Source organism: Mesorhizobium sp. CNPSo 4689, from assembly GCF_057784325.1.
Genome location: NZ_JBWLUZ010000003.1, coordinates 284,977 through 311,416 on the forward strand (window position 1 = coordinate 284,977; position 26,440 = coordinate 311,416).

The following is a 26,440-nucleotide window of genomic DNA, read 5'->3' on the forward strand; positions in this document are numbered from 1 at the left end:
CGGCAGCTGATAAGGGGTAGCGCCCACGTGCAAGGAAATTCCAAATCGGCAGAAGAAGGGCGCAGCCCCTCATCCGCCCTTCGGGCACCTTCTCCCCGTGAACAGGGAGAAGGTGAAGACATCGCCATCGTCGGTGGCGGCATCATCGGCATCTGTGCCGCCGCCTATCTCACCGAGGCGGGGAGAAACGTCACGATCTTCGATCGGACCGGCATTTGCGAGGAGACGAGTTCCGGCACTGCCGCCGCCTTCGCCTTTTCCGACGTGCTGCCGCTCGCGCACAAGGGCATGATCAGGCAATTGCCGAAATGGCTTGCCGATCCGCTGGGGCCGCTCAGCATTCCGCCCGCCTATCTGCCGAAACTCCTGCCCTGGCTGTTCCGCTTCTGGCGCGCCGGGCGGGCCGATCTCTACGAAGCCAGCCTTGCGGCGCAGGTCGGCATGATGCGGCTTGCCGAGGCGGAATGGATGGGCCTGCTCGATCGCTCCGGCACGCGGCCGATGCTGCGCGAGGACGGCTCGCTGGAGTTCTACGAGAGCGAGGCCGAGTTTCGCGCTTCGCTGCCGAGCTGGGCGGCGCGCGAGCGCTTCGGCATCGGCTTCCGCCATGTTGAGGGCGAGGAACTGGCGGGGCTGCAGCCAGGCCTGTCGCCGCGTTTCGTCAAGGCCACGTTCGTGCCGGGATGGAAAACCGTCGCTGATCCCAAACTACTCGGCAAGGCGGTCTGGGCCTATGCCGAGGGTCTTGGCGCCCGCTTCGAAAAAACCCGGATCGAGCGTGTCGATGCGGGCCAGGACGGTGCGACGCTGACGCTTGCCGATGGCACCACGCGACGGGCAAGGCAGCTCATCATCGCCGCCGGAGCATGGTCGCATCTGCTAGCGAAAAACCTCGGCGAGCGCATCCCGCTGGAGACCGAGCGCGGCTACAACACGACGCTGCCGAAGACCGCTTTCGACGTGAAGCGGCAACTGATCTTCTCCCGCCATGGCTTCGTCATCACGCCGCTCGAAACGGGCTTGCGCGTCGGTGGCGCGGTCGAACTCGGCGGCATCGAGCGGCCGCCGAATTTCGCCCGCTCGAAGGCCATGCTGGAAAAGGCGAAAGCCTTCCTGCCCGGACTCGATCCGGCCGGCGGTCGCGAATGGATGGGGTTCCGGCCGTCGCTGCCGGATTCGCTGCCGGTCATCGGCGGTGCCCGGAACAGCGCATCGGTCTTCTATGCCTTCGGCCACGGCCATCTTGGCCTGACCCAGTCGGCGGCCACCGGCCGCTTGATCCGCGATCTGGTTCTCGGGCAGACTCCGCCGATCGATCTCGCTCCCTTCAGTCCACAACGGTTTTGAGTTCCAGGAGACGTCATGGCCAAGCAATCCTTCTTCTGCATCGACGGCCATACCTGCGGCAATCCGGTGCGGCTGGTCGCCGGCGGCGGGCCGCTGCTCCAGGGTTCGACGATGATGGAGCGGCGCGCGCATTTCCTCGCCGAATATGACTGGATCCGCACCGGGCTGATGTTCGAACCGCGCGGCCACGACGTGATGTCGGGCTCGATCCTCTATGCGCCGACGCGCGAGGATTGCGACATCGCCATCCTGTTCATCGAGACCTCGGGCTGCCTGCCGATGTGCGGCCACGGCACCATCGGCACGGTGACGATGGCGATCGAGCACGGGCTGATCAAGCCGAAGACACCGGGCGTGCTGAGGCTCGACACGCCTGCCGGCCTGGTCATCGCCGAGTACAAACAGGTCGGCGAGTATGTCGAGGAGGTGCGCATCACCAATGTGCCATCCTTCCTCTATGCCGAGGGCCTGACGGTGGAATGTCCGCAGCTCGGCGAGATCAAGGTCGACGTCGCCTATGGCGGCAATTTCTACGCCATCGTCGAGCCCCAGGACAATTACCGCGACATGGCCGATCATTCCGCCGGCGACCTCATCGCCTGGAGCCCGGTGGTGCGGCAACGGCTGAACGAGAAGTACACATTCGAGCATCCCGAGAACCCGGGCATCAACCGGCTGTCGCACATGCTGTGGACCGGCAAGCCGACGCATCCTGAAGCGGATGCGCGCAATGCCGTCTTCTACGGCGACAAGGCGATCGACCGCTCACCTTGCGGCACCGGAACCTCGGCGCGGATGGCGCAGCTTCATGCCAAGGGCAAGCTCAAGGCCGGCGACAGCTTCGTGCATGAATCGATCATCGGCTCGCTGTTCAAGGGCAGGGTCGAAAAGGAAGCCAGCGTCGCGGGCAAGCCGGCGATTATCCCCTCGATCGGCGGCTGGGCGCGGATGACCGGACTGAACACCATCTTCATCGACGACCGCGATCCGTTCGCGCATGGGTTCATCGTCAAGTGACGTCGATTGGGCCGGCCTGAGATTGTTTGTCGGCTGAAACCTCCTGGCGAAACCAGTCGGCGAATTTGAGCGCTGCCGGTGAGGCTTGCGCCGACATCGTCAGGAAGTAGCCCTTGTCGCGGTTTGTCGCGACCTCCGACAGAACGATCAGGTCGCCGCGCCTCAACTCGTCGCGAAAAACCTCGACCGGACAGAGCGCCACGCCGTGACCGGCGATGACCGCCGTGGCAAGAATGTTGAAGTCGGCAAAAACCGGTCCGTTGCCCACATCGACCCCGGGCAGTCCGGCCTCCAGAAACCATTCACGCCAGCCCTGGCGAGTCTCGTCGTGCAGAAGGTCGGCGACGGCGATGCCGGCCGGCGTGCGCAGATGCTCCCTGCGTGCGAGATAGTGCGGGCTGCATACCGGCCGATTGAAGCGTGAAAACAGCTTTAGGCTGGTGACGTCGGGAGATGGATCGGCACCGAGCGTGATCAGCACGTCGTTCTGGTCGTCGCCGAGCCTCTCGTCGGCCTTGGCGTAGGCGACCCTCATGCCGATACCGGGATGACGCGCGGTGAAGTCCGACAGACGCGGCACCAGCCAGCGGCTGGCGATGGATGGAATACAGCCCACGGACAACGTCTCAAGCCCGGCATTGCGCCGTATTCGGCGGCACGTGGCGCCGAGTTCGGCAAGCGCGCCGCTCGCCGAGGCTAGCAGGAGCACCCCCGCTTCCGTCAGGCGGACCTTGCGGGCATCCCGGTGAAAGAGCGAGACGCCCAGCCATTCCTCGAGCCGCCTGATCTGGTGGCTGATGGCGGGATGGGTGACGTGAAGCTCTTCGCCGGCAGCCGAAAAGCTCAGATGGCGGGCAGCCGCCTCGAAAGCGCGAACGGCATTCAGTGGGATGTAGTCCATCTGTAGAATTTACTAACATATCGTGTGAGAAGCAATCATTTGAAATCCTGCCTTCGCTGCGGCATTCGTTGGCCAAACTATGCCTTTGGAGAGAACGATCGTGTTTACAAGACAACTGACTGATGTAGAAAAAACTGACTTCTTCGTCGATTGGGGCAATGGCACAAGCCATCGCCTGCTGACGCAGCAGGACGGCATGGGCTTCACCGTCTGCCATACCATTGTGCGCGCAGGCAGCGAATCTCGCCTGCACTACCGGAGGCATTTCGAGGCCTGCTACTGCATCGCCGGCGCGGGCGAGGTCGAAGACATGTCCGGCCAGGTGCACCGAATCGAGCCGGGCACGATCTATGTGCTCGACGAACATGACGAGCACTATTTGCGTGCGGACGCGGCCAGCGACATGGTCCTGGTCAGTGTATTCAATCCCCCGTTGAACGGCACCGAGCGGCACGTTCTCGGTCGGGATGGCGGCTCGGCTTACTGACCCTTGCCGCACGATCATCCCCTCTATCGGCGGCTGGGCGCGCATGACCGGACTGAACACCATCTTCATCGACGACTGCGACCCGTTGGCGCATGGTTCGTCGTCAAACAGGGAGAATCCTGACCAAGCGGAACAGCAGGAGCGCAAACGGGACGGCCTTGGCCGGCGCAACGATCCTGCCCATCACCTAATTTTGACGGCGATTTCTTCGAAATGGGGTGCATGATACGGCTGAATCGTCAAAGACATTGCGTTATGCCAATGATAGGGTCCGCGATAGTCCAGGGGTCGGGTAGCGAAAAAACGGGCAATCGGATGGCGTGCCGGCAAAACACGTTCGACGATTGAAAAATCACGTTGCAATCCGGGCTCGAAACTTTACGACTAGGGGAAATACGAAAAGGAATGCGTCCACAAAGGCGACATTCCAGGGGAGCCACGGCAGTATGCAGTACTTCGTCCAGCAGCTTATCAACGGGCTGACGCTGGGATCGATCTATGGGCTGATCGCAATCGGCTATACGATGGTCTACGGCATCATCGGCATGATCAATTTCGCCCATGGCGACATTTTCATGGTCGGCGCCTTCACCGCCCTCATCGTCTTTCTCATCCTCGGCGCGATGTTCTATTCAGTGCCGGTCGTCATCGCCCTGCTGATCATGATAATCGTGGCGATGCTTCTGACCAGCCTCTACAACTGGACCATCGAAAAGGTGGCTTACCGGCCGCTGCGCGGCTCGTTCCGGCTGGCGCCGCTGATCACCGCGATCGGTATGTCGATCGCGCTGTCCAACTTCGTCCAGGTGACGCAAGGGCCGCGCAACAAGCCGATCCCGCCGCTGGTGTCCAAGGTCTACACGATCGAGGGCGTCAGCGTGTCGCTGAAGCAGATCATCATCGTTCTGGTCACGGCAATCCTGCTGGCGATCTTCTGGTATCTCGTCAACAAGACCTCGCTTGGCCGGGCGCAGCGCGCCTGCGAGCAGGACCGCAAGATGGCGGCACTGCTCGGCATCGACGTCGACCGTACCATCTCCATCACCTTCATCATGGGCGCGGCCCTTGCCGCCGTCGCCGGCACGCTGTTCCTGATGTATTACGGCGTCGTGGTGTTCTCCGACGGCTTCGTGCCGGGCGTGAAGGCCTTCACCGCAGCCGTGCTCGGCGGTATCGGTTCGTTGCCCGGGGCCGTGCTCGGCGGGCTGTTGATCGGCTTCATTGAAAGCATGTGGTCGGCCTATTTCTCGATCGACTACAAGGACGTCGCCGCCTTCTCCATCCTGGCGATCGTGCTGATCTTCCTGCCTTCCGGCATTCTGGGCCGGCCAGAAGTCGAAAAGGTCTGAGCTCATGGCAGTCACCGTTTCCCCGGAGCGCGACGTCGTCGCCACTCCCGTGCAGCGCGCTTTCCGCGAGGCGCTCTATGCCGGCGCCATCGCGCTCGGCCTGTTCGTGTTGTTCATCGGCCTGAAGACCGACCAGAACATCTCGAACGAGCTGATCCTGGTGCAACGCTGGGTCCTCCTTGCCATCGTCGTCATCGCTACCGCCGTCGGTCGCTTCGTCTATGTCGGCTATGCGCAGCCGGCGCTGGAACGGGCCAAGGCGCAAAAGGCCGCGGCGCCAGCGGCGGCCGCAACTGCGCCCGGCTTCGTACGCCGAAACTTCAACCAGATCGGCGTTGCCGTGCTGTTGCTGTATCCGGTGGTGATCGTGCTTATGTTCGGCTTCCAGGGTTCGCTGAAATGGGTCGACAATTTCGGCATCCAGATCCTGATCTATGTGATGCTGGCCTGGGGGCTGAACATCGTCATCGGCCTCGCCGGCCTGCTCGATCTCGGCTATGTCGCCTTCTATGCCGTCGGTGCCTATGCCTATGCGCTGCTCGGCACGCATTTCGGCCTGTCGTTCTGGATTCTGCTGCCGGCTGCCGGCCTGATGGCCGCGTTCTGGGGCGTGATGCTCGGTTTTCCGGTGCTCCGGCTGCGCGGCGACTATCTGGCGATCGTGACGCTGGCCTTCGGCGAGATCATCCGTCTGGTGCTGATCAACTGGCGCGAGGTGACCAACGGCTCGGCCGGTATCTCCGGTATCCCGAAAGTCACGTTCTTCGGCCTGATGTCGTTCAACGTTTCTGACCCGAACTACATCGCCAAGGTTTTGGGCATCGCCCAGTCGGGCGCCTACTACAAGATTTTCCTCTATTATCTGATCCTCGGGCTCTGCTTCCTCACTGCCTTCGTCACCATCAGGCTGCGCCGCCTGCCGGTCGGCCGCGCCTGGGAAGCGCTGCGCGAGGACGAGATCGCCTGCCGCTCGCTCGGCATCAACACCACCACCACCAAGCTCACCGCCTTTGCCACCGGCGCCATGTTCGGTGGCTTCGCCGGCTCCTTCTTCGCCGCGCGGCAAGGCTTCGTCAGCCCGGAATCCTTCGTCTTCCTGGAATCGGCGATCATCCTGGCCATCGTCGTGCTTGGCGGCATGGGGTCGCTGGGCGGCATCGCGGTGGCGGCGCTGGTGATGATCGGCGGCACCGAAATCCTGCGCGAGCTGAACTTCCTCAAGGTGGTGTTCGGTCCCGACTTCACGCCGGAACTCTACCGCATGCTGTTGTTCGGCATGGCCATGGTCATCGTCATGCTGTGGAAGCCGCGCGGTTTTGTCGGCAGCCGTGAGCCAACCGCCTTCCTCAAGGAGCGAAAAGCGGTATCGGGCTCCTTCACCAAGGAAGGTCACGGCTGATGAGTGCGAGCCCTTCCACGAACGACTTCATCCTGCAGGTCGAACATTTGTCGATGAAGTTCGGCGGCCTGATCGCCATCGGCGACCTGTCCTTCCAGGCCAGGCGCGGCGAGATCACCGCGCTGATCGGCCCGAACGGCGCCGGCAAGACCACCGTGTTCAACTGCATCACCGGCTTCTACAAGCCGTCGGAAGGCATGATCACGCTCAACCGGATTGACGGCTCGAGCTACCTGCTCGAGCGCTTGCCGAACCACGAGATCCCGGCACGCGCCAAGGTGGCCCGTACCTTCCAGAACATCCGCCTGTTCTCGGGCATGACGCTGCTGGAGAACCTTCTGGTCGCCCAGCACAACAAGCTGATGAAGGCGTCCGGCTATACAATGCTTGGCCTGTTCGGTTTCTCGAGCTACCGCAAGGCATCGACGGAATCGATCGACCTGGCCAAGCACTGGCTGGAGAAGGCCAACCTCGTTGATCGCGCCGACGATCCCGCCGGCGATTTGCCCTATGGCGCGCAGCGGCGCCTGGAAATCGCCCGCGCCATGTGCACGGGGCCGGAGCTTCTGTGCCTAGACGAGCCGGCCGCCGGCCTCAATCCGAAGGAATCGGCGGCACTCAATGAACTGTTGATGGACATCAAGAAAAGCACCTCGATCCTTTTGATCGAGCACGACATGTCGGTGGTCATGCAGATTTCCGACCATGTCGTGGTGCTCGAATACGGGCGCAAGATCTCGGACGGCAGTCCGCAATCGGTGCGCACCGACCCGCGCGTCATCGCCGCCTATCTCGGCGTTGACGATGAGGAGGTCGAGACGGTGCTGATCGAGGTCGGCGACGAGGACGTCATCGAGCAGCTGGACACCGGCCCCGACGCCGCGCACGGCCCGGGCACGTCGTCTTCGTTTCTCGCCGGACCGGTGACCGACACGATCGGCCATAGCGAGGGCGAGCGCGTCACGGTGTCGAAGGGCGCCTCGAAAGCAGAGCAGGTCGATGCAAAGGCCAACGCCGCGCCAAGAACGCCTGCCAAGCGGGCCACGGCCAAGCCGACCGGGTCGACACCCAAGCCGCGCGGAGGGCGTAAGTAATGGCCGGTACAACGCTGCTCGATATAAAGGGCGTCGAGACCTACTACGGCAACATCCGGGCGCTGAACGGCGTCGACGTCAGCGTCAACCGGGGTGAGATCGTGGCGCTGATCGGCGCCAACGGCGCTGGCAAGTCGACGCTGATGATGACCATCTTCGGCGCGCCGCGGGCTCGCGCCGGCACGATCACCTTTTCCGGCACCGACATCACGCAGATGCCGACGCACGAAATCGCGCGCATGCGCATCGCCCAGTCGCCGGAGGGTCGCCGCATCTTCCCGCGCATGACGGTGATGGAAAACCTGCAGATGGGCGCCAGCCTCGACAACCTCAAATATTATGATGAGGATGTCGAGAAGGTGTTCACGCTGTTCCCGCGCCTGAAGGAGCGCATCGCCCAGCGCGGCGGCACGCTATCGGGCGGCGAGCAGCAGATGCTGTCGATCGGACGCGCGCTGATGGCGCGGCCGAAGCTGCTCCTGCTCGACGAGCCGTCGCTGGGGCTGGCGCCGCTGATCGTCAAGCAGATCTTCGACGCCATCCGCGAATTGAACCGCACCCAGGGGCTGACCGTGTTCCTGGTCGAGCAGAACGCCTTCGGCGCGCTGAAGCTCGCCACCCGGGGCTACGTCATGGTCAACGGCAATGTGACGATGAGCGGCACCGGCAAGGAGCTGCTCGCCAATCCGGAAGTGCGCGCCGCCTATCTCGAAGGCGGGCACCACTGAGTTCAGGAGACATCATCATGCAGGGCATTCTCTACGAGGAACCCTCGATCTGGCAGTTCTTCTTCGTCACCTGCCTGCTCGGCGGCTGGGCCGCATGGATGACGGGCAAGGCGAGTGCGCAGACCTGGCGCAGCTTCTTCCAGCTGTTCCTCTACATGCTGGGCCTCGGAATCGGCATCAGGTTCATCCATCACGCGCTGTTCGACGGCACGATGTTCTCGCTGCGTTACTACATCGTCGATACAATCGTGCTGATGATACTGGGCTTCATCGGCTACCAGTACACGCGCACCAACCAGATGGTGACGCAGTATAATTGGCTTTACGAAAGAGCATCGCTTTTGAGCTGGAAACCGAAGGGTTGACGTTCATGATTAACGCCGCTTCGGGGATGAATCGGCGTGACAAGTGCCTGAAAATCGGCAAACTGAGCTTTCTGCGATAAGGGTGGGCATCGCATGAAAGTGTCATCCACGCCCACTCCGTAAATGGGAGCGTTTATATGAAAAAGTCACTCTTGTCCGCCGTGGCCCTGACCGCGTTCATCGCGTTCAGCGGCAGCGCGTGGGCTGACATCCTGATCGGCGTCGCCGGTCCGATCACCGGCCCGAACGCCGCTTTCGGCGCCCAGCTGCAGAAGGGCGCAGAGCAGGCCGTCGCTGACATCAACGCGGCCGGCGGAGTCCTCGGCCAGCAACTCAAGCTGAGCGTCGGTGACGACGTGTCGGATCCGAAGCAGGGCATCTCGGTCGCCAACAAGTTTGTCGCCGACGGCATCAAGTTCGTCGATGGCCACTTCAATTCGGGCGTCTCAATTCCTGCGTCGGAAGTCTATGCCGAAAATGGCATCCTCGAGATCACGCCTGCCGCGACCAATCCGAAGTTCACCGAACGCGGCATGTGGAACACGTTCCGCACCTGCGGACGCGACGACCAGCAGGGCAAGGTTGCCGGCGACTATGTCGCCAAGAACTTCAAGGACGCCAAGATCGCGCTCATCCATGACAAGACGCCTTATGGCCAGGGCCTTGCCGACGAAACCAAGAAGGCGCTCAACGGCAATGGCGTCACCGAAGCCATGTATGAAGGCATCAATGTCGGCGACAAGGACTTCTCGGCGCTCATCGCCAAGATGAAGGAAGCCGGCGTCACCGTCGTCTATTATGGCGGCCTGCACACCGAGGCCGGCCTGATCATCCGCCAGCTCGCCGACCAAGGCCTCAAGGCCCAGTTCATGTCCGGCGACGGCATCGTCTCGAACGAATTGGCCTCCATCGCCGGCGACGCCGTCGAAGGTACGCTGATGACGTTCGCTCCCGATCCGCGCAAGAACCCGAACGCCAAGGAGCTCGTCGAGAAGTTCCGCGCCGCCGGTTTCGAGCCGGAGGCTTATACGCTCTACTCCTACGCCACGATACAGATCATCGCGGCGGCTATCACCAAGACCGGCTCGGCCGACGATGCCCAGAAAGTCGCCGAGACGATCAAGTCGAGCGGCCCCTGGACGACGGCCATCGGCGACATCGGCTATGACGCCAAGGGCGACATCACCCGCCCGGACTACGTCATGTACACCTGGAAGAAGGGTGACGACGGCAAGTACTCCTACTTCGAGCAATAAGCCGACAAACGTCTGAAACCGGAGAATGCCCGGCGCGCCGCGCCGGGCATTTTTCGTTGCTGGCGCGAACAAACCATTTAAATCGGTTTAGATGTCGCGCGAATCCGTTTGCACTGCAGCATTTTCACGTTAATCATTGCGGCAGCCCCCATCCTCTCCGCCTTTGGAGCGCAGTCCTTGGCCATCACGAAAATCCTTGTCGCCAACCGGTCCGAAATCGCCATCCGCGTCTTCCGCGCGGCCAACGAGCTTGGCCTCAAAACCGTGGCGATCTGGGCCGAAGAGGACAAATATTCGCTGCACCGCTTCAAGGCCGACGAAAGCTACCAGGTCGGGCGCGGGCCGCATCTGGCCAAGGACATGGGGCCGATCGAAAGCTATCTGTCGATCGAAGAGGTGCTCCGCGTCGCCAGGCTGTCGGGCGCCGACGCCATCCACCCGGGCTACGGGCTGTTGTCAGAAAGCCCTGAGTTCGCCGAGGCCTGCGCCGAGGCCGGCATAACCTTCATCGGACCCAAGCCGGAGACCATGCGCCGGCTCGGCAACAAGGTCGCGGCGCGCAATCTGGCAATCGAGGTCGGCGTGCCGGTCGTGCCCGCCACCGAGCCGCTGCCGGACGACATGGAGGCAGTCAAGGCGCTCGCCAAGACCATCGGCTATCCGGTGATGCTGAAGGCATCGTGGGGTGGTGGCGGCCGCGGCATGCGGGCCATCCGCTCAGAGGCCGATCTCGCCCGCGAGGTGATGGAAGGCAAGCGCGAGGCCAAGGCCGCCTTCGGCAAGGACGAGGTCTATCTCGAAAAGCTGATCGAGCGCGCCCGCCATGTCGAGGTGCAGGTGCTGGGCGACACGCATCGCAACGCCGTGCATCTGTTCGAGCGCGACTGTTCGATCCAGCGCCGCAACCAGAAGGTCGTCGAGCGCGCGCCGGCGCCCTATCTGAGCGAGGCGCTGCGCCAGGAGCTGTGCGGCTATGCGCTGAAGATCGCGCGCGAGACCGCCTATATCGGCGCCGGAACGGTCGAGTTCCTGCAGGACGCCGACACCGGCAAATTCTACTTCATCGAGGTCAATCCGCGCATCCAGGTCGAGCACACCGTCACCGAGCAGGTGACCGGCATCGACATCGTCAAGGCGCAGATCCACATCCTCGACGGCTTTGCAATCGGCACGGCGGAATCGGGCGTGCCAGCGCAGAAGGACATAAGGCTGAACGGCCACGCGCTGCAGTGCCGCATCACCACGGAAGACCCCGAGCACAATTTCATCCCGGACTATGGCCGCATCACCGCCTATCGCGGCGCCACCGGCTTCGGCATCCGCCTCGACGGTGGTACTGCCTATTCGGGCGCGGTCATCACCCGCTTCTACGATCCGCTGCTGGAGAAGGTGACCGCGTGGGCGCCAACGCCCGCCGAGACGATCGCCCGCATGAACCGTGCGCTGCGCGAATTCCGCATTCGCGGCGTGGCTACCAATCTCACCTTCCTCGAAGCGATCATCAATCACCCGAGCTTCGCCGACAATTCCTACACGACCAAATTCATCGACACGACGCCGGAACTGTTCCAGCAGGTCAAGCGGCAGGACCGCGCGACCAAGCTGCTCAATTATCTGGCCGATGTCAGCGTCAACGGCCATCCCGAGACGCGCGGCCGCCCCATGCCCAAGGCCGATGCGGCGGCACCGGTGGTGCCCTATCTCAACGGCAAGGTGCCTGGCGGCAGCAAGCAGAAGCTCGATGCGCTCGGTCCGGAGAAATTCGCGGCCTGGATGCGTGCGCAGAAAGAGGTTCTGGTCACCGACACGACGATGCGGGACGGACACCAGTCTCTGCTCGCCACCCGCATGCGCACGCATGACATCGCCGGTATTGCCGGCACCTATGCGCGGGCGCTGCCGCAATTGCTGTCGCTCGAATGCTGGGGCGGTGCGACCTTCGACGTCGCCATGCGCTTCCTCACCGAGGATCCATGGGAGCGGCTGTCGCTGGTGCGCGAGGCGGCGCCCAACCTTTTGCTGCAGATGCTCCTGCGCGGCGCCAACGGCGTCGGCTACACCAACTACCCCGACAATGTCGTGCAGTATTTCGTCCGCCAAGCGGCTAGCGGCGGCGTCGACCTGTTCCGCGTCTTCGACTGCCTGAACTGGGTGGAGAACATGCGCGTGGCCATGGACGCGGTCGGCGCCGAGGGCAAGCTGATCGAAGCCGCGATGTGCTACACCGGCGACATACTCGATCCGGCGCGGGCCAAATACGACCTCAAATATTATGTCGGACTGGCGAAGGAATTGCAGGCCGCCGGCGCCCATATCATTGCGGTCAAGGACATGGCCGGGCTGCTGAAGCCGAGTGCCGCGCGCGTGCTGTTCAAGGCGCTGCGCGAGGAAACCGACCTGCCGATCCATTTCCACACGCATGACACTTCGGGCCTGTCGGCGGCGACGGTGCTGGCGGCGGTGGAAAGCGGCGTCGACGCCATAGACGCAGCGATGGACTCTTTCTCGGGCAACACCTCGCAGCCTTGCCTCGGTTCGATCGTCGAGGCGCTGAAGGGCACCGAGCGCGACCCCGGTCTCGACCCGCAATGGATCCGCAACATCTCGTTCTACTGGGAAGCGGTGCGCAACCAGTATGCCGCGTTCGAGAGCGACCTCAAGGGACCGGCTTCGGAAGTTTACCTGCACGAGATGCCGGGTGGACAGTTCACCAACCTCAAGGAGCAGGCGCGCTCGCTGGGGCTCGAAACACGCTGGCACGAGGTGGCGCAGACCTATCACGACGTCAATCTGATGTTCGGCGACATCGTCAAGGTGACGCCGTCGTCCAAGGTCGTCGGCGACATGGCGCTGATGATGGTGAGCCAGGATCTGACCGTCGCCGATGTCGAGAACCCGAACAAGGACATCGCCTTCCCGGACTCGGTGGTGTCGATGCTGCGCGGCGATCTCGGCCAGTCGCCTGGCGGCTGGCCTGAGAAGCTGCAGAAGAAGGCGCTGAAGGGCGACAAGCCGATCACGGCGCGGCCGGGTTCACTGCTCAAGCCGGCCGATCTCAAGGCCAGCCGCAAGGAGATCGAGCAGAAGCTCGAACGCAAGCTCAGCGAATACGAATTCGCTTCGTGGCTGATGTATCCGAAAGTGTTCTCCGACTTCGCCGCCACGCAGGAGATCTACGGGCCGGTCAGCGTGCTGCCGACTCCGACCTATTTCTACGGCATGAAATCGGAAGACGAGATCTTCGTCGACATCGAAAAGGGCAAGACGCTGGTGGTGCGCTGCCTGGCGATCGGCGACGTCGACGAGAAGGGCATGGTCACCGTGTTCTTCGAGCTCAATGGCCAGCCGCGCCGCGTGAAGGTTCCGGATCGCGCACATGGCGCGTCGGCGGCCAAGGCACGGCGCAAGGCCGAGCCGGGCAACGAGGCGCATGTCGGCGCGCCGATGCCGGGCGTGGTCTCCGCGCTTGCCGTTGCCGCCGGTCAGGCGGTCAAGGCCGGCGACGTGCTGCTCTCCATCGAGGCGATGAAGATGGAAACGGCGCTGCATGCCGAACGCGACGGCACCGTTGTCGAGGTGCTGGTCAAGGCCGGCGACCAGATCGATGCCAAGGATCTGCTGATTGCGTTTGGATAAGATCGCGGCGGCGCCGTCGGGAGGCGCTGTCTGCGGCTGGCAGCAACCCTTCGTGTCGCATCGATAACGGCTTGACCCGCGCCGCCCGCTCGGGCATCGAACCCGCTCGAATTTGCCGCGGCGAGAATCGCCTGATCGCGGCGCCGAAACGACGTGGAGAAAAAGATGGCCGACGACATCACCGAGACCAGCCAGACTGTTGCCGCCGGCCAGTTGCGCGCCTTCATCGAACGCATCGAGCGGCTCGAGGAAGAGAAGAAGACGATTTCCGACGACATCAAGGAAGTGTTCGCCGAGGCCAAGGGCACCGGCTTCGACACCAAGGCGATGCGGTCGATCATCCGGCTTCGGAAAAAGGATCAGGCCGAGCGGCAGGAAGAGGAAAGCATCCTCGACCTCTACAAGGCCGCTCTCGGCATGGTCTGAGACTGGTTCGCTTTTCTTTTTAGGCTTGAGCCGATTACCTTCGCGCATGACCCGCGCGGAATAGTCTGCCGAGCGCTTCGAAGCGCGCTGTCGCGCCGGAGGCCACAGGAAGGGGCTATCCCGGCGATAGAGTCGAGCCAGGCGCAGATCTCGGCGAGTTCTGCCAGGAGCATCTCTGGACTTAGCTCCAATGCCCTACTTCAAAGTAGCCGCTGCACGTGTTCAAATTCCATGTTCACCAGCCGCCACGGCTGGTGCCCGGACTTTGGAAGGAGCAGCGCGATGGCAGGTCTCTGGCAATTTGCATCGGCGGCGCTTGCTGCATCGGCGCTCATGGCATTGACGGCGCAGGCAGCGCCGGTGTTGCCGCGAGCGCCGGCAAATCTCTTCGCAGGCGAGGGCCATCCTTGTCGGCACGAAATCCGTATCGACTTCGAAATCGTCCAGCTCGTCGAAATCGACGTCGAAGAGCTGCTCCGGCGGCTCCTGCAGCAGTGACAGGGATCGCGACCGCGACAGAAATACAAACGGCAGCACGTCGACCAGCACCAGCACCTCGACGAGCTCGTCCAGCAACTCGAATTCCAATTCGAACTCGAACTGATCGAACCCGTCTCATCGCTCCAGAGCCCGCTTCTCGTGACGGCAACGCAAAGCGGCTGCGTGGGAGAGGGCCAGCGGGGCCTGAGTGCCCCCTCTTTTGGATTTCTGTTGTTTTAGCTTCGCTAAGCTGAACCGTCGCGCGAGGGTATCGCGCGCGGGCCGATGCCGTTTGGAGCTCGGCGTCCACCTTGGCGGATGGCCGATGCCATGGGTTCGCAATATGGCTTCGCCAGTGCCCTTTTTCGGCATCTTTCGTCGCCTCGCATCAGGGGTGCGTTTTCCCTTCCCACATGCCCTATGACCGGTTGACTAAGAAACATGACTCTCTTAGTCAACATTGAACTTGAATCAGCTAGTCAACAATTCACACGCGCCGGTGACCACTGTCCGCGGCGACCAAAGCAGTGGGGCATATCGAAATGGCATTTCATCGTGGTGGCGACGTGGTTGAACGTGGCGGAGTCCTTTACCGAGGAAGGCTGATTGCCTGCCTGTCGACGCTGCTTTGCGCAGGTCATGCGGCGGCGCAGGAAAGCGGCGCTTCCGCATCGGACGGCACGACGGTGCTGGAGCAGATCACGGTGAGCGACAAAGCCGCCCAAAGCGCGTCCGAGGATGACAGCAAGACGGTCGTCGCCAAGCGCAGCTCCGGCGCAACCAAGACCGACACGCCGCTGATCGAGACGCCGCGCTCCGTGTCGGTGGTGACGCGCAAGGAGATGGAACAGCGCGGCGCGCAGGACATCATCGAGGCGGTCCGCTACTCGGCGGGCGTGACGACCGGCGCCTATGGCTTCGATCCGCGTTTCGACCAGATCTACATCCGCGGCTACAGCACGACGACGATCGGCGATTACAAGGACGGCCTGCGCCAGCCATACATGAACTACGGCACCTTCCGCACCGACCCCTATTCGCTCGAGCGCGTCGAGGTGATCAAGGGGCCGGTGTCCGTCCTCTACGGTGCCGGCACGCCCGCCGGCATCATCAACAAGGTGTCGAAACTTCCCACCGAAGAGAAGATCCGCGAGGTGGAGTTGCTCTACGGAACGCAGGACAGGGCGCAGGCGGCATTCGATTTCAGCGGCCCGGTTCAGGAGGGCAGCAACGATTTCTTGTACAGGGTCGTCGGCCTGGCGCGGAACGGCGAAACCAATTTCGACATCGCCGACGACCGTTATTTCCTGCAGCCTTCGCTGACCTGGGCTCCGGATGCCGCCACGTCGTTTACGATCTATGGGCTGGTGCAGGCCGACGAAACCGACACCGACGTCGGCGCCGTGAAGGACCCGTCGGGAAACATTCTCCAGCTGCGTTCCAGCGATCCGGACTACGACTACCAGAAGATGCGGCAGCAGCAGATCGGCTACAGGTTCGAGCATGAGTTCGACGGCGGCATCACGTTTCGACAGAACCTTCGCTATTCGCATCTGGACCTGAGATCGCGCTATCTCGGCATCTATGACTGGACGGGCACCGTCGCCCATCGCGGCGCGAGCTCGATCCGCGACGAGATGAACGTCTTCCAGGCCGACAACCAGCTCGAAGCCAAGTTCGACACCGGGCCGCTGGCGCATACAGTTCTCTTCGGCCTCGACTATACCAACGTGACGTCTTCCTTCGGCTACGGCTTGGACTTCGTCACCAATCCGGCCTACGACTTCGACATCGCCAATCCCACCTATGGTGTCTCCGGCCCGACGCCGGATTACACTTTTATGCAGTCCGACGCGGATCTGCGCCAGACCGGCCTCTATGTGCTGGACCAGATCGAAATGGACAAATGGCGCTTCACGCTTGGCGGTCGCCAGACCTGGGTCGAGCAGACCCGCGTTCAGCTTCTGAGCGACGGCTCCGAGGATGTGAAGAAGGACGCATTCAGCGTCCAGGCCGGGGCCCTCTATCTGTTCGACAACGGCGTCGCGCCTTTCGCCAGCTACGCGACCTCGTTCGAGCCGATCAACAACCAGTCGGTGTCGGGCGGCATCCTCAAGCCTCAGGAGGGCGAGCAGTTCGAACTGGGCGTCAAGTACCAACCGCCGGGAACCGATATGCTGCTCTCGGCGGTCACCTATCATCTTGTTGAGAAGAACAAGCCGGTCGTCGTCGACGCCAATCTGGGGACATACCGTTCGCTGGGCGAGGTGACCAGCAATGGCTTGGAGCTGGAGGCGCGCGCGGCCGTCATGAACGGGCTGGAGGTGGTCGCCGCCTACACCTACAACCATGCCGAAATCACCGCAGGCGACGGTGTCGGCAATGCGCCGGCCGTCACGCCCGAACATGTGGCGACCCTCTGGGCGAACTACACGTTCGATCAGAGTTCGACCGTTTCGGGCCTGTCGGTGGGGGCCGGGGTGCGGCTCCTCAGCGAGACCTATACGGACACCGCCAACACCAGCAAGAATGACGCGGCCTTCTATCTTGATGCCTCCGCATCCTACGATTTCGGCGCCATCGACAAGAAGTATGACGGCGTCACCGCGGCCTTTGCCGTCCGCAACATTGCCGATGATCGCGCGACGGTGTGCAACGAAGGCTATTGCTATCTCGGCCAGGGCCGCAACATGACCGCGTCCCTGAAATACCGCTGGTAGGTTCCGTGCTCCCTGGCGATGGCCGGGCGTGACCGTTGCATGTCAGCATGATGGTGTGATGTAAGGCAGCCTCGGCTATCCATGAGGCTGCAACGAGCATCGAACCAACCATGAGCGAATTCGATTTCGGAGCCCGCCGCGGTTCGGAATTCCGGCATCGCGGCTTCTGGGCGCTGTTTGCGGAGCGGCATCCGGAAGAAAGGGCAAGGCTGGCCCGGCGCGGACCCTGGTTCTGGCAGCGCGGGCTGCCGGACTTCGCACTGGTCCTTTCCATGTATGTCGCGCCGGCGCAGAACCATGCCGGCGTCTTCTTCGGGCGCAATGAGAAGCTCGGCGCTACCGAGGTCTGGTCGCGGCTGAAGCCGTTCCAGCCGGCGATCGAAGGCAGGCTGAAGCTCAGGCCGGAACAGAGTTGCGAGGGGCTCGGCATCAATTCGCTGTGGCGCGTGAACTGCTTTGCCGAGGACAATTGGCCGGCGATGGCCGACTGGCTGGTGACGGAATGCTCGCGCTTCGAGCGCGCCGTGACCGAAGTGCTCGGAGATGGCGGCGACGGTTCATGAATCGCCTCGCCCTGCTTGCGACTGCGGCCATCCCGACAGGATCGCGATGGCCGCAGCCGGGTCAGGTCTGGTTTAGTTCGGCTTCGCCTGGTCGCGGCCGATCTCGTCCAGATGGTTTTGCAGCGTCAGATGGTCGAGCGCGTCCACAGGCAGGTTGGTGAACAGCGAGATGCGGTTGTTCAGCATGCGATAGGCATCGGCGAAGGCGAGGTGCATCTCAGCGGCGGTGCCGTCCGCCTTGGCCGGGTCCGGTATCGCCCAGAGCGCCGTCATAGGATGGCCGGGCCAGATGGGGCACGCCTCGTTTGCGGTGTTGTCGCAGACCGTGAAGACAAAATTCATTTCCGGCGCATCGGGCGCTGCAAACTCGTCCCAGCCTTTCGAGCGGGCAAAACTCGTGTCGTAGTTGAGGCTTTCCAGCAGCTGCAACGCGTGGGGATTGACCGTGCCTCTCGGCTGCGAACCGGCGGAAAAGGCCTTGAACTTGCCGGCGCCGATCCGGTTGAGGATGGCCTCGCCCATGATGGATCGCGCCGAATTGGCGTTGCAAAGAAACAGGACGTTGTAGAAATTGTCGCTCATCTCAAGACCTCCCTGGCAGGCGACTGGATGATTGGCCGGCAGTTCCGGCAGGTGCCGATGATGCCGACAGGGGCGACGTAGGAAGGTTTGACGACGGTTTGATGACAATCGTTCAAATAACAGGCTCGCGCATACCCGACTATAGCTTCGCGTCGACAGACTTGCTGCATTCGGCATGTCGGCCGCCGTTAAAAAGAAGGCCGCGGCAATGAGTTCTCCGGAGCCCCTGGCAGGCGAAGGCGGCGAGGCAGGCCGCACGCCGGGCTTCTTCCGCTCGCGCTGGCAAGGCCTGGTGCCGCTCGATCGACTGTTCTGGCGCGACCTGGTGCTTGTCGGCACGGCGATCAACATCGCTTTGTCGGTGGTGGCGCTGATCCTGCTCGGGATGAAGCTGTCGCTGGCCGTGGTCCTGGCGGTGCATTTCCTGCCAGTGCCCTACAATATCTTCCTGACCTTTGCCGTCTGGCGCACCGCGGAAAGATCCGGTGGTGCCAAGGCTTCGCTGATGATGCTGGGTTCCGCGCTTTGGCTGATCCTGGTGGTCGTGGTCTGACAGGCTCGAATGCTTGTTCACCGGCAAAGAAAAAGGCGGCCGAAGCCGCCTTTCCATTTTCATCGACTTGCCGCTCTATCTCTTGCTTAGACGCAATTCCGGACGGAAAACCGTTCACACTTTCCTGGAATTGCTCAGGCGGCCGGTTCGAATTTCAGCGCCACGCCGTTGATGCAATAGCGCAGGCCTGTCGGCGGCGGGCCGTCGTCGAAGACATGGCCGAGATGGCTGCCGCAGCGGGCGCAATGGCATTCGGTGCGGACCATGCCATAGCTGCGGTCGATCGTGTTCTCGACGGAGCCCGGCACCGGGTCGTTGAAGCTCGGCCAGCCGGTGCCGCTCTCGAACTTCAGTTTGGATTCGAACAGAGGCTGGTCGCAGCCGACGCAGGAAAAGGTACCGGCGCGCTTCTCGTAGAGCAAGGCGCAGCTTCCGGGACGTTCGGTGCCATGATTGCGCATGACGGCATATTGCTCAGGCGCCAGCCGGGCGCGCCATTCGGCGTCGGTGCGGGTAACGGGGTAGGTGTGGGTGTCCATGAAGAATCTCCTCGGCCTTGGCGGCTTGTTACTACAGCGCCGCGCGTCCGTCGGACGCGCAAAGGACGCTGTAGCGCTTTGGTTTGCGCATGATCCTTTCCGAACCGGAGGTTCGGGGTCATGCGCGAGTTGCAGCCTGTATTCGCACCAAGATAGGCATTTGTTACGGCGTTTGCCCGGATTTTCGATCGTGCTCTCAGGCGATCGCCGCGAGATAACGCGCAACCGAAGCTCCGAATGCCACTTTCGCCCCGCCGATGATGTTCTGGTTCCACCAGGCACCATAGATATGGTCGAACTCGAAAGGCTCCAGCGCCGCCGCGATGCGGCGCAAAGCCGTCGCGTTCAGCGGGATGTAGTTCGGGTAGCTGTACATGAAGCTGACATGACGGCGGGTCGGCGTGACTTGCAGGATGTCGCCGGACAGCAGGGCGTTGCCGCCGTCGCGCTTCCAGTGCATCACCTGGCCACCAGCAAAGTGGCCGCCGCAGCGGATGAGTGTCAGCGATGGATTGATGGCAAGCCTCTCGCCTTCCCAACTAACGATGGCAGGATGCGGCCGCATGATCCATTGGCGGTCGTCGGCATGGAGATAGATCGGCACGCCGCCAAACGCTTCGCTCCACTCGACCATCACCGAATAGTAGTGACAGTGCGAGATGGCGATGGCAGCCAGGCCGCCACGCCGGTTGATCTCGGCCGCCGCTGCGTCGCTGACCATCGAGATGCAATCCCACAGCACATTGCCGTGCGGCGTTTGCGCCAGCAGAGCCCGCTGGCCGATGGCGAAACGCGGCTCGATGCCGAAGGCGAGCACGCCGGCTTCGTCCTTCATCACAAGCCGATGCGTGGCGGCGAGCTCTTCCGGCGTGATCCAGGCCTGGCCCTCCCAGCGCACGAACTGCCGTTCGTCCTCGCAGATCGGGCAGTGTTGCGGCGGCGCATCGCTCGCCGCGAACTGGACACCGCATTGCAGGCAGAGAAAGCAGGTCATGGTGGCTCCGGGAGACTGCTCAGTGCTTGCGCGAAAGCTGCTTCGTCGCGGCCTCGAGCCCGGCCAGCGTCAGCGGAAACATGCGGCCGCCGAAGATGTCGCGGATGATAGTGATCGAATGGGTAAACCCCCAGTTCTTCTGGTTTTCCGGGTTAAGCCAGACGGCGTTCGGCCATTGCTGCAGCAGGCGAGCCAGCCAGATCGCGCCCGCCTCCGGGTTCCAGTGCTCGACCGAGCCGCCTGGGTGTGCGATCTCGTAGGGGCTCATCGAGGCGTCGCCGACTATAATCACCTTGTAGTCCGGCCCGTATTTGTGGAGCAGGTCGAAGGTCGGGGTCGTCTCGGCGAGACGGCGGCGATTGTCCCGCCAAACGCCTTCGTAGAGGCAGTTGTGGAAATAGAAATATTCGAGCTGGCGGAATTCGGCGCGAGCGGCCGAAAACAGCTCCTCGACGGTCCTGATGTGGTCGTCCATCGAGCCGCCGACATCGAAGAACATCAGGAGCTTCACCGCATTGCGCCGTTCGGGCCGCGTCTTGACGTCGAGATAGCCGTGCTCGGCGGTGGCGTGGATGGTGCCGGGCAGGTCGAACTCCTCCTCGGCACCCTCGCGCACCCAGCGCCGCAGCCGCTTCAGCGCGATCTTGATGTTGCGGGTGCCAAGTTCGACTGCGTCGTCGAAATTCCTGAACTCGCGCTTGTCCCAGACTTTGACCGCGCGGCGGTGGCGGCTTTCGTGCTGGCCGATGCGCACGCCTTCGGGATTGTAGCCATAGGCGCCGAAGGGCGAGGTGCCGCCGGTGCCGATCCACTTCGAGCCACCCTGGTGCCGGCCTTTTTGCTCCTCAAGCCGCTGTTTCAGCGTTTCCATGAGCTTGTCGAAACCGCCGAGCGCCTCGACCAGCTTTTTCTCCTCCTCGGTCAGGTGCTTTTCGGCGAGCCGGCGCAGCCATTCCTCGGGAATGTCGGCGACGTCGACCGCATCCGGTCCGCCCAGCGCCTCGACGCCCTTGAAGACATGCGCAAACACCTGGTCGAAACGGTCGATGTGGCGCTCGTCCTTCACCAAAGCGGCGCGGGCGAGGTAGTAAAAACCCTCGACGTCATAGTCGACCAGCCCGGCCTCCAGCCCCTCCAGCAGCGACAGATATTCCCAAAGCGAGACGGGAACCCGTGCGGCCTTCAGTTCGAGGAAGAAGGGGATAAACATGGCGCTATCTACAGCAGATCATACTCGATGAATCCCGTCCGCCGCGCCACATGGTCGTAGAGCTTGCGCGCGGTGGCGTTGGTCTCGTGCGTCATCCAGTAGACGTTCTTGACGCCGATCTTTGCCGCTTCCTGCTTCACCGCTTCGATGAGCGCAGCACCCACGCCCTTGCCGCGCACCTCCGGGTCGGCGAACAGGTCCTGCAGATAGCAATTGTTTTTTTCCGACCAGCAGGAGCGGTGGTAGAGATAGTGAGTGAGGCCAACCGCCTTGCCGTCGAGGGTGGCGATGAAACCCTTCGGCTCGAACTCGCCTGCCGTGAACAGCCGCTTCCAGGTGACGGCGTAGACCTCCTCCGGGAGCTTGGTTTCGTAGAAGGTGAGATAGGCGGTCCACAGGCGCTGCCAGTCGGCACGGTCGGACTGCGCCAAGGGGCGGATGGTGATCTCGGTCATTTCGTTCTCCTCCGAAGCTTGTGGCTTGAAGCTGCCTCGGCGCCCGGTTGGCGGCAACGGTCCAGCGAGGGGATAACCGCTGTCCGGTCTTTTCCTACCCCTGCCGTCTCGCCATGAAAGCCAGGCGCTCGAACAGATGCACGTCCTGCTCGTTCTTCAGCAGCGCGCCGTGCAGCTTGGGCAGGGCATTCTTCGGATCGGCGCGCAAATCCTCGGGCGCGATGTCGTCGGCAACCAGCAGCCGGATCCAGTCGAGCGCCTCGGAGGTCGAGGGCTTCTTCTTCAGCCCGGGCACGTCGCGGATCTCGTAGAACTGGGTGAGTGCGGCGCGAACCAGATTCTGCTTGATGCCGGGATAGTGCACGTCGACGATTCTGTGCAGCGTCTCGACATCGGGAAAGCGGATGTAGTGGAAGAAGCAGCGGCGCAGGAAAGCGTCCGGCAGTTCCTTCTCGTTGTTGGAGGTGATGATGACGATTGGCCTGACCGCGGCACGGATCGTCTCGCCGGTCTCGTAGACGAAGAACTCCATCCGGTCGAGTTCCTGCAACAGGTCGTTGGGGAACTCGATGTCGGCCTTGTCGATCTCGTCGATCAAAAGCACGACCTTCTTGCCGGCCGCAAACGCCTCCCACAGTTTGCCGCGCTTGATGTAGTTCCTGATGTCGTTGAAGCGGTCGTCGCCGAGCTGGCTGTCGCGCAGCCGCGAAACGGCGTCATACTCGTAGAGGCCTTGCTGCGCCCTTGTGGTCGACTTCACGTGCCATTCGATCAACTCGAGGCCGAGCGCTGCCGCCACCTGGCGGGCAAGCTCCGTCTTGCCGGTGCCCGGCTCGCCCTTGACCAGCAATGGCCGCTCCAGCGCGATCGAGGCGTTGACCGCGACCATCAGATCCTTGTCGGCGACATAGGCCGCCGTGCCTTCGAAACGCATTTTTGCTCCTCGGTTCGATCGAGCCGACCGTAAGGAGGCGGCTTGGCCGGCGCAAGGGTGGGTGGCGGTGGCGAGGGCCTGGACCCAGCGTGGAAAGAATGTCGTCTCTCTGGCGCTTGGCCACCCATCGGCCTATATTGGGGTTGGCGGTCTGCGCTTCCCGGCAGGAGACACTTTTCCCCGGGGCCTTAACGATCCTTAGGGAGCTGTCCCTGGGAAGACCCGTGGGTTTTCTCACACGGCGCCCACCTACTTTGTAGGCACCCGGGATCGACTTCTCCACCGGTTGTGTGGATCGTCACTCGTTGAAAAGATCATATTTGGCGGATTTTGTCGTCGCGCCGCTTTGTGCGGTGCTCACGAACGAAAAGTTCGCTCCGCTCCTCCAAAACGTCGCTCCTAAAACTCCATCCAAATCTGACCTTTTCTAGCGTCGCGCATGACATCTTCCAAAGAACTAAAAAAACAGCTGCGCAAGGAAGCTCTCGGGAGGCGCGATGCCCTCGACGAATTCTGGCGCGTGGAAATCGCGCTCGAAATGGCCGAGACCGCGCGCGACCAGCTCGCGGTCGAACCGGGCCAGATCGTCTCCGGTTTCTGGCCGATGCGTTCGGAAGTCGACGTCCGGCCATTGATGTTCGCCTTGCGCGAAAAGGGCGCGCGGCTCTGCCTGCCGGCCATTCTCGACAAGACCACCATCGTCTTTCGCGAACTGGTGCGTGGCACGCCACTGGTCGAGATGGGCTTCGGCACAATCGGCCCGCATGAAGAGGCCGCGGTGCTCGACCCGGCCGTAATGCTGGTGCCGCTCGCTGCTTTCGACGCGCGCGGCCACCGCATCGGCTACGGCGCCGGCTATTACGACCGCGCCATCGCCAAGCTTGTCGACAAGGGGCAGCCGCCACGGCTGATCGGCATCGCCTTCGACTGCCAGGAGGTGGCACAGGTGCCGGACGAAAACCATGACGTGATCATTCCGGAAATACTCACCGAGAGCGGGCTGCGCCGGTTCGGTATCTCTTGAAATATGATGATCCGCTTAACGCGTTTCTAAGACATATCGGATAGTACTTCTGTAATACAATCCGATTCGATGGCAGCAATAGCTATGATCTTATTGCGTTTCCTCCTGATGCCGTTCGCCTTGATCGCGGTAGTGTTGTTTGCGATGGGATTGCACATCACCGGAACCACCCTGTATCACAAAGCCGCCTGGTATCAGACGGTCGCCACCGTGACGGATGTCGATCCCTACACTGAAACGAAAAAAAACGGCCTCACGATAGATGGCATCAATGTCGCCGTTGCCTATGTGGTTGACGACGCGCCGATGACTTGGTCCGGAAAGGGAAACGTCATCGGTCTTTACCAGGCGGCCATAGGCGACAAGGTAGAAATGTATTACGACCCTGCCGATCCATCGAACCTCGATACCGCTGCAATGAAAGGCTGGCGCGGCGGGCTGTTGCTGGATGCCGCTACCGGCGGTTTCAGCGCCTTCTACGTCTGGTTCTTCTGGCTACGCCGGCGGAACGCGCCGTAGACGCCGCCTGGCCCGATCGCGTTGCGGGCGCACAGGTGCCGGATGAGAATCACGGCGTGATCATTCCGGAAATACTCACCGAGAGCGGGTTGCGTCGCTTCACCCCGCAATTGTAGATAGTCTTGGGGTGCATGGTCTTTTGCGGAAAGTCATGCAGCTGGTGCTTCATGGACTTTCGGCTCGGGATCTTATGAGACTTCTCTTCCTCGGCGACATGGTTGGCAAGACTGGACGGACAGCGGTGTGGGAACAACTGCCCGGCCTGATCGCCGATTTCAAGCTCGACTTCGTCATCGTCAATGGCGAGAATGCCGCTGGCGGCTTCGGCATCACCGAAGAGATCTTTCGCGAGACGATCGCGGCCGGTGCCGACGTCGTCACCACAGGCAACCATGTCTGGGACCAGCGCGACGCGCTTGTCTTCGCGCCGCGCGAAGAGCGCTTCCTGCGCCCGTCCAATTTTCCCAAGGGCACGCCGGGGCGCGGCTCCGGCGTCTACATCGCCAGGAACGGCGCGCGGGTCCTGGTCGCCAACATCATGGGCCGCGTGTTCATGCACCCCGAGTTGGACGATCCGTTCCAGGCCGGCGAGCGCGAACTCGCGGCCTGCCCGCTCGGCGAACAGGCCGATGCGGCAGTCATCGACTTCCACGCCGAGGCGACGTCGGAAAAGATATGCTTCGCGCATTTCGTCGACGGCCGCGCCAGTCTGGTCGTCGGCACCCATACCCACCAGCCGACCGGCGACCACCAGATACTCAATGGCGGCACCGGCTATATGTCCGACGCCGGTATGTGTGGAGACTATGATTCCTCGCTCGGCATGGACAAGGAGGAGCCGCTCAACCGCTTTCTGTCGAAAGTGCCGAAAGGTCGCTTCGAGGCGGCGAACGGGCCGGCGACGCTGTGCGGCGTCGGCATCGAGATTTCCGACCGCACCGGGCTGGCCGAGAAGATCGCGCCGTTTCGTCGCGGGCCGCGGCTCGAGGAAACCGCGCCGTCCTTCTGGTCATGACATTGATATAGACGCACGCAATACCTAATTGCCGGCGACACCTGCTTCAGATCGTAGAGGGGACGACCTCCATGCAGCTCATCGAATTCCTGGCACCGCATTTTGCCTTTGTCTCCGACCCGACCGCCTGGGTCGCGCTGTTGACGCTGGTGGTGCTGGAGGTCGTGCTCGGCATCGATAATCTGATCTTCATCTCGATCCTGACCAACAAATTGCCGGAAGCGCAGCGGGCCCGCGCCCGGAAGCTGGGCATCTCGGCGGCGCTGATCATGCGGCTGGTGCTGCTTGCCACCATCTCGATCATCGTCCAGCTGACGACGCCGGTGTTCACCGCCTTCGGTCATGGCTTCTCCTGGCGCGACCTGATCCTGATCGCCGGTGGCCTGTTCCTTGTCTGGAAAGCGACCAAAGAAATCCACCATACGGTCGATCTCGACGATCATCAGGATTCGATGATGGGAGAGACGCTGCAGCTTTCGCTCGCCGGCGCCATCTTCCAGATCCTGCTGCTCGACCTCGTCTTCTCGATCGATTCGATCATCACCGCCGTCGGCATGACCGACGAGATCGCCATCATGTACATCGCCGTGATCGTGGCGGTCACCGTGATGATGCTGGCCGCCGCGCCGCTCGCCAACTTCATCGCCAAGAACCCGACGATCGTCATGCTGGCGCTGGGCTTCCTCTTGATGATCGGCATGACGCTGATCGCCGACGGCATGGGTTACCATGTGCCGAAGGGCTACATCTACGCCGCTATGGGGTTCTCGGCGCTGGTCGAAGGCCTCAACATGCTGGCGCGGCGGCGGCGGAAGGCAAGGTCCGGCGGCGGGCACTGAGGCTGGCC

General features: G+C 62.5%; 26 protein-coding genes, 1 other RNA gene and 2 pseudogenes. 21 read left to right on the forward strand and 8 right to left on the reverse strand.

Going from position 1 to position 26,440, the window contains the following annotated elements; all coding sequences use genetic code 11:
* The first annotated feature begins 27 nt into the window (after positions 1–27).
* The gene (locus tag AC04SI_RS06420) at positions 28–1,347 is read left to right on the forward strand and encodes an NAD(P)/FAD-dependent oxidoreductase (protein WP_404282884.1); all 1,320 of its coding nucleotides are present in this window, start codon (positions 28–30) and stop codon (positions 1,345–1,347) included.
* Positions 1,348–1,362: 15 nt separating this feature from the next.
* Positions 1,363–2,364 carry a 4-hydroxyproline epimerase gene (locus tag AC04SI_RS06425; RefSeq protein ID WP_404282886.1) on the forward strand — a complete coding sequence of 334 codons (1,002 nt, stop codon included), beginning with the start codon at positions 1,363–1,365 and terminating at the stop codon, positions 2,362–2,364.
* Here AC04SI_RS06425 and AC04SI_RS06430 read toward each other — a convergent pair.
* Positions 2,357–3,265 (reverse strand): LysR substrate-binding domain-containing protein, encoded by a 909-nt coding sequence (locus AC04SI_RS06430; RefSeq protein ID WP_404282887.1) that lies wholly within the window; start codon positions 3,263–3,265, stop codon positions 2,357–2,359. The two genes, AC04SI_RS06425 and AC04SI_RS06430, sit on opposite strands and share 8 nt — an antisense overlap.
* A gap of 100 nt (positions 3,266–3,365) precedes the next feature.
* Between AC04SI_RS06430 and AC04SI_RS06435 the strand changes: the two genes are divergently transcribed.
* The 10 genes and pseudogenes from AC04SI_RS06435 (at position 3,366) to AC04SI_RS06480 (ending at position 14,005) form a co-directional block, all read left to right on the forward strand.
* Positions 3,366–3,752: an ectoine synthase gene (locus tag AC04SI_RS06435; protein WP_192182011.1), complete on the forward strand. Its 387-nt coding sequence runs from the start codon at positions 3,366–3,368 to the stop codon at positions 3,750–3,752.
* Between the two features lie 7 nt (positions 3,753–3,759).
* A pseudogene (locus tag AC04SI_RS06440) lies at positions 3,760–3,849 on the forward strand (proline racemase family protein); the annotation flags it as partial.
* A gap of 349 nt (positions 3,850–4,198) precedes the next feature.
* On the forward strand, positions 4,199–5,101 hold the full coding sequence (locus AC04SI_RS06445) for a branched-chain amino acid ABC transporter permease (RefSeq protein ID WP_404282889.1): 903 nt from the start codon (positions 4,199–4,201) through the stop codon (positions 5,099–5,101).
* Positions 5,102–5,105: 4 nt separating this feature from the next.
* Positions 5,106–6,500 carry a high-affinity branched-chain amino acid ABC transporter permease LivM gene (gene livM, locus AC04SI_RS06450; protein WP_404282891.1) on the forward strand — a complete coding sequence of 465 codons (1,395 nt, stop codon included), beginning with the start codon at positions 5,106–5,108 and terminating at the stop codon, positions 6,498–6,500.
* Positions 6,500–7,594 carry an ABC transporter ATP-binding protein gene (locus tag AC04SI_RS06455; protein WP_404282893.1) on the forward strand — a complete coding sequence of 365 codons (1,095 nt, stop codon included), beginning with the start codon at positions 6,500–6,502 and terminating at the stop codon, positions 7,592–7,594. The genes livM and AC04SI_RS06455 overlap by 1 nt, the downstream gene beginning before the upstream one ends.
* Complete coding sequence (locus AC04SI_RS06460) at positions 7,594–8,322, forward strand: ABC transporter ATP-binding protein (RefSeq protein ID WP_404282894.1); 729 nt, start codon at positions 7,594–7,596, stop codon at positions 8,320–8,322. Before AC04SI_RS06455 ends, AC04SI_RS06460 begins: the two co-directional genes overlap by 1 nt.
* Positions 8,323–8,339: 17 nt before the next feature.
* The gene (locus AC04SI_RS06465; protein WP_404282896.1) at positions 8,340–8,687 is read left to right on the forward strand and encodes a DUF6867 family protein; all 348 of its coding nucleotides are present in this window, start codon (positions 8,340–8,342) and stop codon (positions 8,685–8,687) included.
* 137 nt (positions 8,688–8,824) lie between these two features.
* Entirely contained in the window at positions 8,825–9,943 is a 1,119-nt protein-coding gene (locus AC04SI_RS06470; RefSeq protein WP_404282898.1) for a branched-chain amino acid ABC transporter substrate-binding protein, read from the forward strand.
* Between the two features lie 177 nt (positions 9,944–10,120).
* Positions 10,121–13,579, forward strand: a complete 3,459-nt coding sequence (pyc, locus tag AC04SI_RS06475; RefSeq protein WP_404282900.1) for a pyruvate carboxylase — start codon at positions 10,121–10,123, stop codon at positions 13,577–13,579.
* Between the two features lie 165 nt (positions 13,580–13,744).
* The gene (locus AC04SI_RS06480) at positions 13,745–14,005 is read left to right on the forward strand and encodes a DUF2312 domain-containing protein (RefSeq protein ID WP_006204859.1); all 261 of its coding nucleotides are present in this window, start codon (positions 13,745–13,747) and stop codon (positions 14,003–14,005) included.
* 222 nt (positions 14,006–14,227) lie between these two features.
* Here the strand turns inward: AC04SI_RS06480 and AC04SI_RS06485 are convergent, their stop codons facing one another.
* A complete protein-coding gene (locus AC04SI_RS06485; protein WP_488474021.1) occupies positions 14,228–14,593 on the reverse strand; it encodes a hypothetical protein in 366 nt (121 codons plus the stop codon).
* A 434-nt stretch (positions 14,594–15,027) separates the two neighbouring features.
* On the opposite strand from AC04SI_RS06485, the gene AC04SI_RS06490 reads away from it, so the two are divergent.
* Both AC04SI_RS06490 and AC04SI_RS06495 read left to right on the forward strand, forming a co-directional pair.
* A complete protein-coding gene (locus tag AC04SI_RS06490; RefSeq protein ID WP_404282904.1) occupies positions 15,028–17,205 on the forward strand; it encodes a TonB-dependent siderophore receptor in 2,178 nt (725 codons plus the stop codon).
* Positions 17,206–17,315: 110 nt separating this feature from the next.
* Positions 17,316–17,768 carry a hypothetical protein gene (locus tag AC04SI_RS06495; RefSeq protein WP_404282905.1) on the forward strand — a complete coding sequence of 151 codons (453 nt, stop codon included), beginning with the start codon at positions 17,316–17,318 and terminating at the stop codon, positions 17,766–17,768.
* A gap of 72 nt (positions 17,769–17,840) precedes the next feature.
* Here the strand turns inward: AC04SI_RS06495 and AC04SI_RS06500 are convergent, their stop codons facing one another.
* A complete protein-coding gene (locus tag AC04SI_RS06500; RefSeq protein ID WP_404282907.1) occupies positions 17,841–18,350 on the reverse strand; it encodes an arsenate reductase ArsC in 510 nt (169 codons plus the stop codon).
* A 208-nt stretch (positions 18,351–18,558) separates the two neighbouring features.
* Here AC04SI_RS06500 and AC04SI_RS06505 point away from each other — a divergent pair, with 208 nt between their 5' ends.
* Positions 18,559–18,903, forward strand: coding sequence for a hypothetical protein (locus AC04SI_RS06505; RefSeq protein ID WP_404282908.1), 345 nt, complete (start codon positions 18,559–18,561; stop codon positions 18,901–18,903).
* 134 nt (positions 18,904–19,037) lie between these two features.
* Here AC04SI_RS06505 and msrB read toward each other — a convergent pair whose 3' ends face one another.
* From msrB to AC04SI_RS06530, 5 genes are all read right to left on the reverse strand, one after another.
* Positions 19,038–19,442: a peptide-methionine (R)-S-oxide reductase MsrB gene (gene msrB, locus AC04SI_RS06510; RefSeq protein ID WP_488474022.1), complete on the reverse strand. Its 405-nt coding sequence runs from the start codon at positions 19,440–19,442 to the stop codon at positions 19,038–19,040.
* A gap of 196 nt (positions 19,443–19,638) precedes the next feature.
* Positions 19,639–20,436 carry an MBL fold metallo-hydrolase gene (locus AC04SI_RS06515; protein ID WP_404282911.1) on the reverse strand — a complete coding sequence of 266 codons (798 nt, stop codon included), beginning with the start codon at positions 20,434–20,436 and terminating at the stop codon, positions 19,639–19,641.
* Between the two features lie 19 nt (positions 20,437–20,455).
* Complete coding sequence (locus AC04SI_RS06520) at positions 20,456–21,646, reverse strand: vWA domain-containing protein (protein ID WP_404282913.1); 1,191 nt, start codon at positions 21,644–21,646, stop codon at positions 20,456–20,458.
* 8 nt (positions 21,647–21,654) lie between these two features.
* A complete protein-coding gene (locus tag AC04SI_RS06525; protein ID WP_404282915.1) occupies positions 21,655–22,101 on the reverse strand; it encodes a GNAT family N-acetyltransferase in 447 nt (148 codons plus the stop codon).
* A gap of 94 nt (positions 22,102–22,195) precedes the next feature.
* On the reverse strand, positions 22,196–23,035 hold the full coding sequence (locus AC04SI_RS06530; RefSeq protein WP_404282917.1) for an AAA family ATPase: 840 nt from the start codon (positions 23,033–23,035) through the stop codon (positions 22,196–22,198).
* Between the two features lie 145 nt (positions 23,036–23,180).
* Between AC04SI_RS06530 and ssrS the strand changes: the two genes are divergently transcribed.
* The 6 genes and pseudogenes from ssrS (at position 23,181) to AC04SI_RS06560 (ending at position 26,432) form a co-directional block, all read left to right on the forward strand.
* Positions 23,181–23,336: non-coding RNA, 6S RNA (gene ssrS, locus AC04SI_RS06535), on the forward strand.
* A 138-nt stretch (positions 23,337–23,474) separates the two neighbouring features.
* Positions 23,475–24,059, forward strand: a complete 585-nt coding sequence (locus tag AC04SI_RS06540; RefSeq protein ID WP_404282919.1) for a 5-formyltetrahydrofolate cyclo-ligase — start codon at positions 23,475–23,477, stop codon at positions 24,057–24,059.
* A 69-nt stretch (positions 24,060–24,128) separates the two neighbouring features.
* Positions 24,129–24,578, forward strand: coding sequence for a hypothetical protein (locus AC04SI_RS06545; protein WP_488474063.1), 450 nt, complete (start codon positions 24,129–24,131; stop codon positions 24,576–24,578).
* Positions 24,579–24,607: 29 nt separating this feature from the next.
* Positions 24,608–24,694, forward strand: a pseudogene (locus AC04SI_RS06550) (5-formyltetrahydrofolate cyclo-ligase); the annotation flags it as partial.
* A 74-nt stretch (positions 24,695–24,768) separates the two neighbouring features.
* Positions 24,769–25,593 (forward strand): TIGR00282 family metallophosphoesterase, encoded by an 825-nt coding sequence (locus AC04SI_RS06555; RefSeq protein ID WP_404282923.1) that lies wholly within the window; start codon positions 24,769–24,771, stop codon positions 25,591–25,593.
* A gap of 71 nt (positions 25,594–25,664) precedes the next feature.
* The gene (locus AC04SI_RS06560) at positions 25,665–26,432 is read left to right on the forward strand and encodes a TerC family protein (RefSeq protein WP_404282925.1); all 768 of its coding nucleotides are present in this window, start codon (positions 25,665–25,667) and stop codon (positions 26,430–26,432) included.
* The last annotated feature ends 8 nt before the right edge of the window (positions 26,433–26,440 follow it).

Coding starts and splice junctions, on each gene's coding strand:
- AC04SI_RS06425 (WP_404282886.1), top strand. CDS start 1,363: ATGGCCAAGCAATCCTTCTTCTGCATCGACGGCCATACCTGCGGCAAT.
- AC04SI_RS06430 (WP_404282887.1), bottom strand. CDS start 3,265: ATGGACTACATCCCACTGAATGCCGTTCGCGCTTTCGAGGCGGCTGCC.
- AC04SI_RS06445 (WP_404282889.1), top strand. CDS start 4,199: ATGCAGTACTTCGTCCAGCAGCTTATCAACGGGCTGACGCTGGGATCG.
- livM (WP_404282891.1), top strand. CDS start 5,106: ATGGCAGTCACCGTTTCCCCGGAGCGCGACGTCGTCGCCACTCCCGTG.
- AC04SI_RS06455 (WP_404282893.1), top strand. CDS start 6,500: ATGAGTGCGAGCCCTTCCACGAACGACTTCATCCTGCAGGTCGAACAT.
- AC04SI_RS06460 (WP_404282894.1), top strand. CDS start 7,594: ATGGCCGGTACAACGCTGCTCGATATAAAGGGCGTCGAGACCTACTAC.
- AC04SI_RS06465 (WP_404282896.1), top strand. CDS start 8,340: ATGCAGGGCATTCTCTACGAGGAACCCTCGATCTGGCAGTTCTTCTTC.
- AC04SI_RS06470 (WP_404282898.1), top strand. CDS start 8,825: ATGAAAAAGTCACTCTTGTCCGCCGTGGCCCTGACCGCGTTCATCGCG.
- AC04SI_RS06480 (WP_006204859.1), top strand. CDS start 13,745: ATGGCCGACGACATCACCGAGACCAGCCAGACTGTTGCCGCCGGCCAG.
- AC04SI_RS06490 (WP_404282904.1), top strand. CDS start 15,028: ATGGCATTTCATCGTGGTGGCGACGTGGTTGAACGTGGCGGAGTCCTT.
- AC04SI_RS06495 (WP_404282905.1), top strand. CDS start 17,316: ATGAGCGAATTCGATTTCGGAGCCCGCCGCGGTTCGGAATTCCGGCAT.
- AC04SI_RS06500 (WP_404282907.1), bottom strand. CDS start 18,350: ATGAGCGACAATTTCTACAACGTCCTGTTTCTTTGCAACGCCAATTCG.
- AC04SI_RS06505 (WP_404282908.1), top strand. CDS start 18,559: ATGAGTTCTCCGGAGCCCCTGGCAGGCGAAGGCGGCGAGGCAGGCCGC.
- msrB (WP_488474022.1), bottom strand. CDS start 19,442: ATGGACACCCACACCTACCCCGTTACCCGCACCGACGCCGAATGGCGC.
- AC04SI_RS06515 (WP_404282911.1), bottom strand. CDS start 20,436: ATGACCTGCTTTCTCTGCCTGCAATGCGGTGTCCAGTTCGCGGCGAGC.
- AC04SI_RS06520 (WP_404282913.1), bottom strand. CDS start 21,646: ATGTTTATCCCCTTCTTCCTCGAACTGAAGGCCGCACGGGTTCCCGTC.
- AC04SI_RS06525 (WP_404282915.1), bottom strand. CDS start 22,101: ATGACCGAGATCACCATCCGCCCCTTGGCGCAGTCCGACCGTGCCGAC.
- AC04SI_RS06530 (WP_404282917.1), bottom strand. CDS start 23,035: ATGCGTTTCGAAGGCACGGCGGCCTATGTCGCCGACAAGGATCTGATG.
- AC04SI_RS06540 (WP_404282919.1), top strand. CDS start 23,475: ATGACATCTTCCAAAGAACTAAAAAAACAGCTGCGCAAGGAAGCTCTC.
- AC04SI_RS06545 (WP_488474063.1), top strand. CDS start 24,129: ATGGCAGCAATAGCTATGATCTTATTGCGTTTCCTCCTGATGCCGTTC.
- AC04SI_RS06555 (WP_404282923.1), top strand. CDS start 24,769: ATGAGACTTCTCTTCCTCGGCGACATGGTTGGCAAGACTGGACGGACA.
- AC04SI_RS06560 (WP_404282925.1), top strand. CDS start 25,665: ATGCAGCTCATCGAATTCCTGGCACCGCATTTTGCCTTTGTCTCCGAC.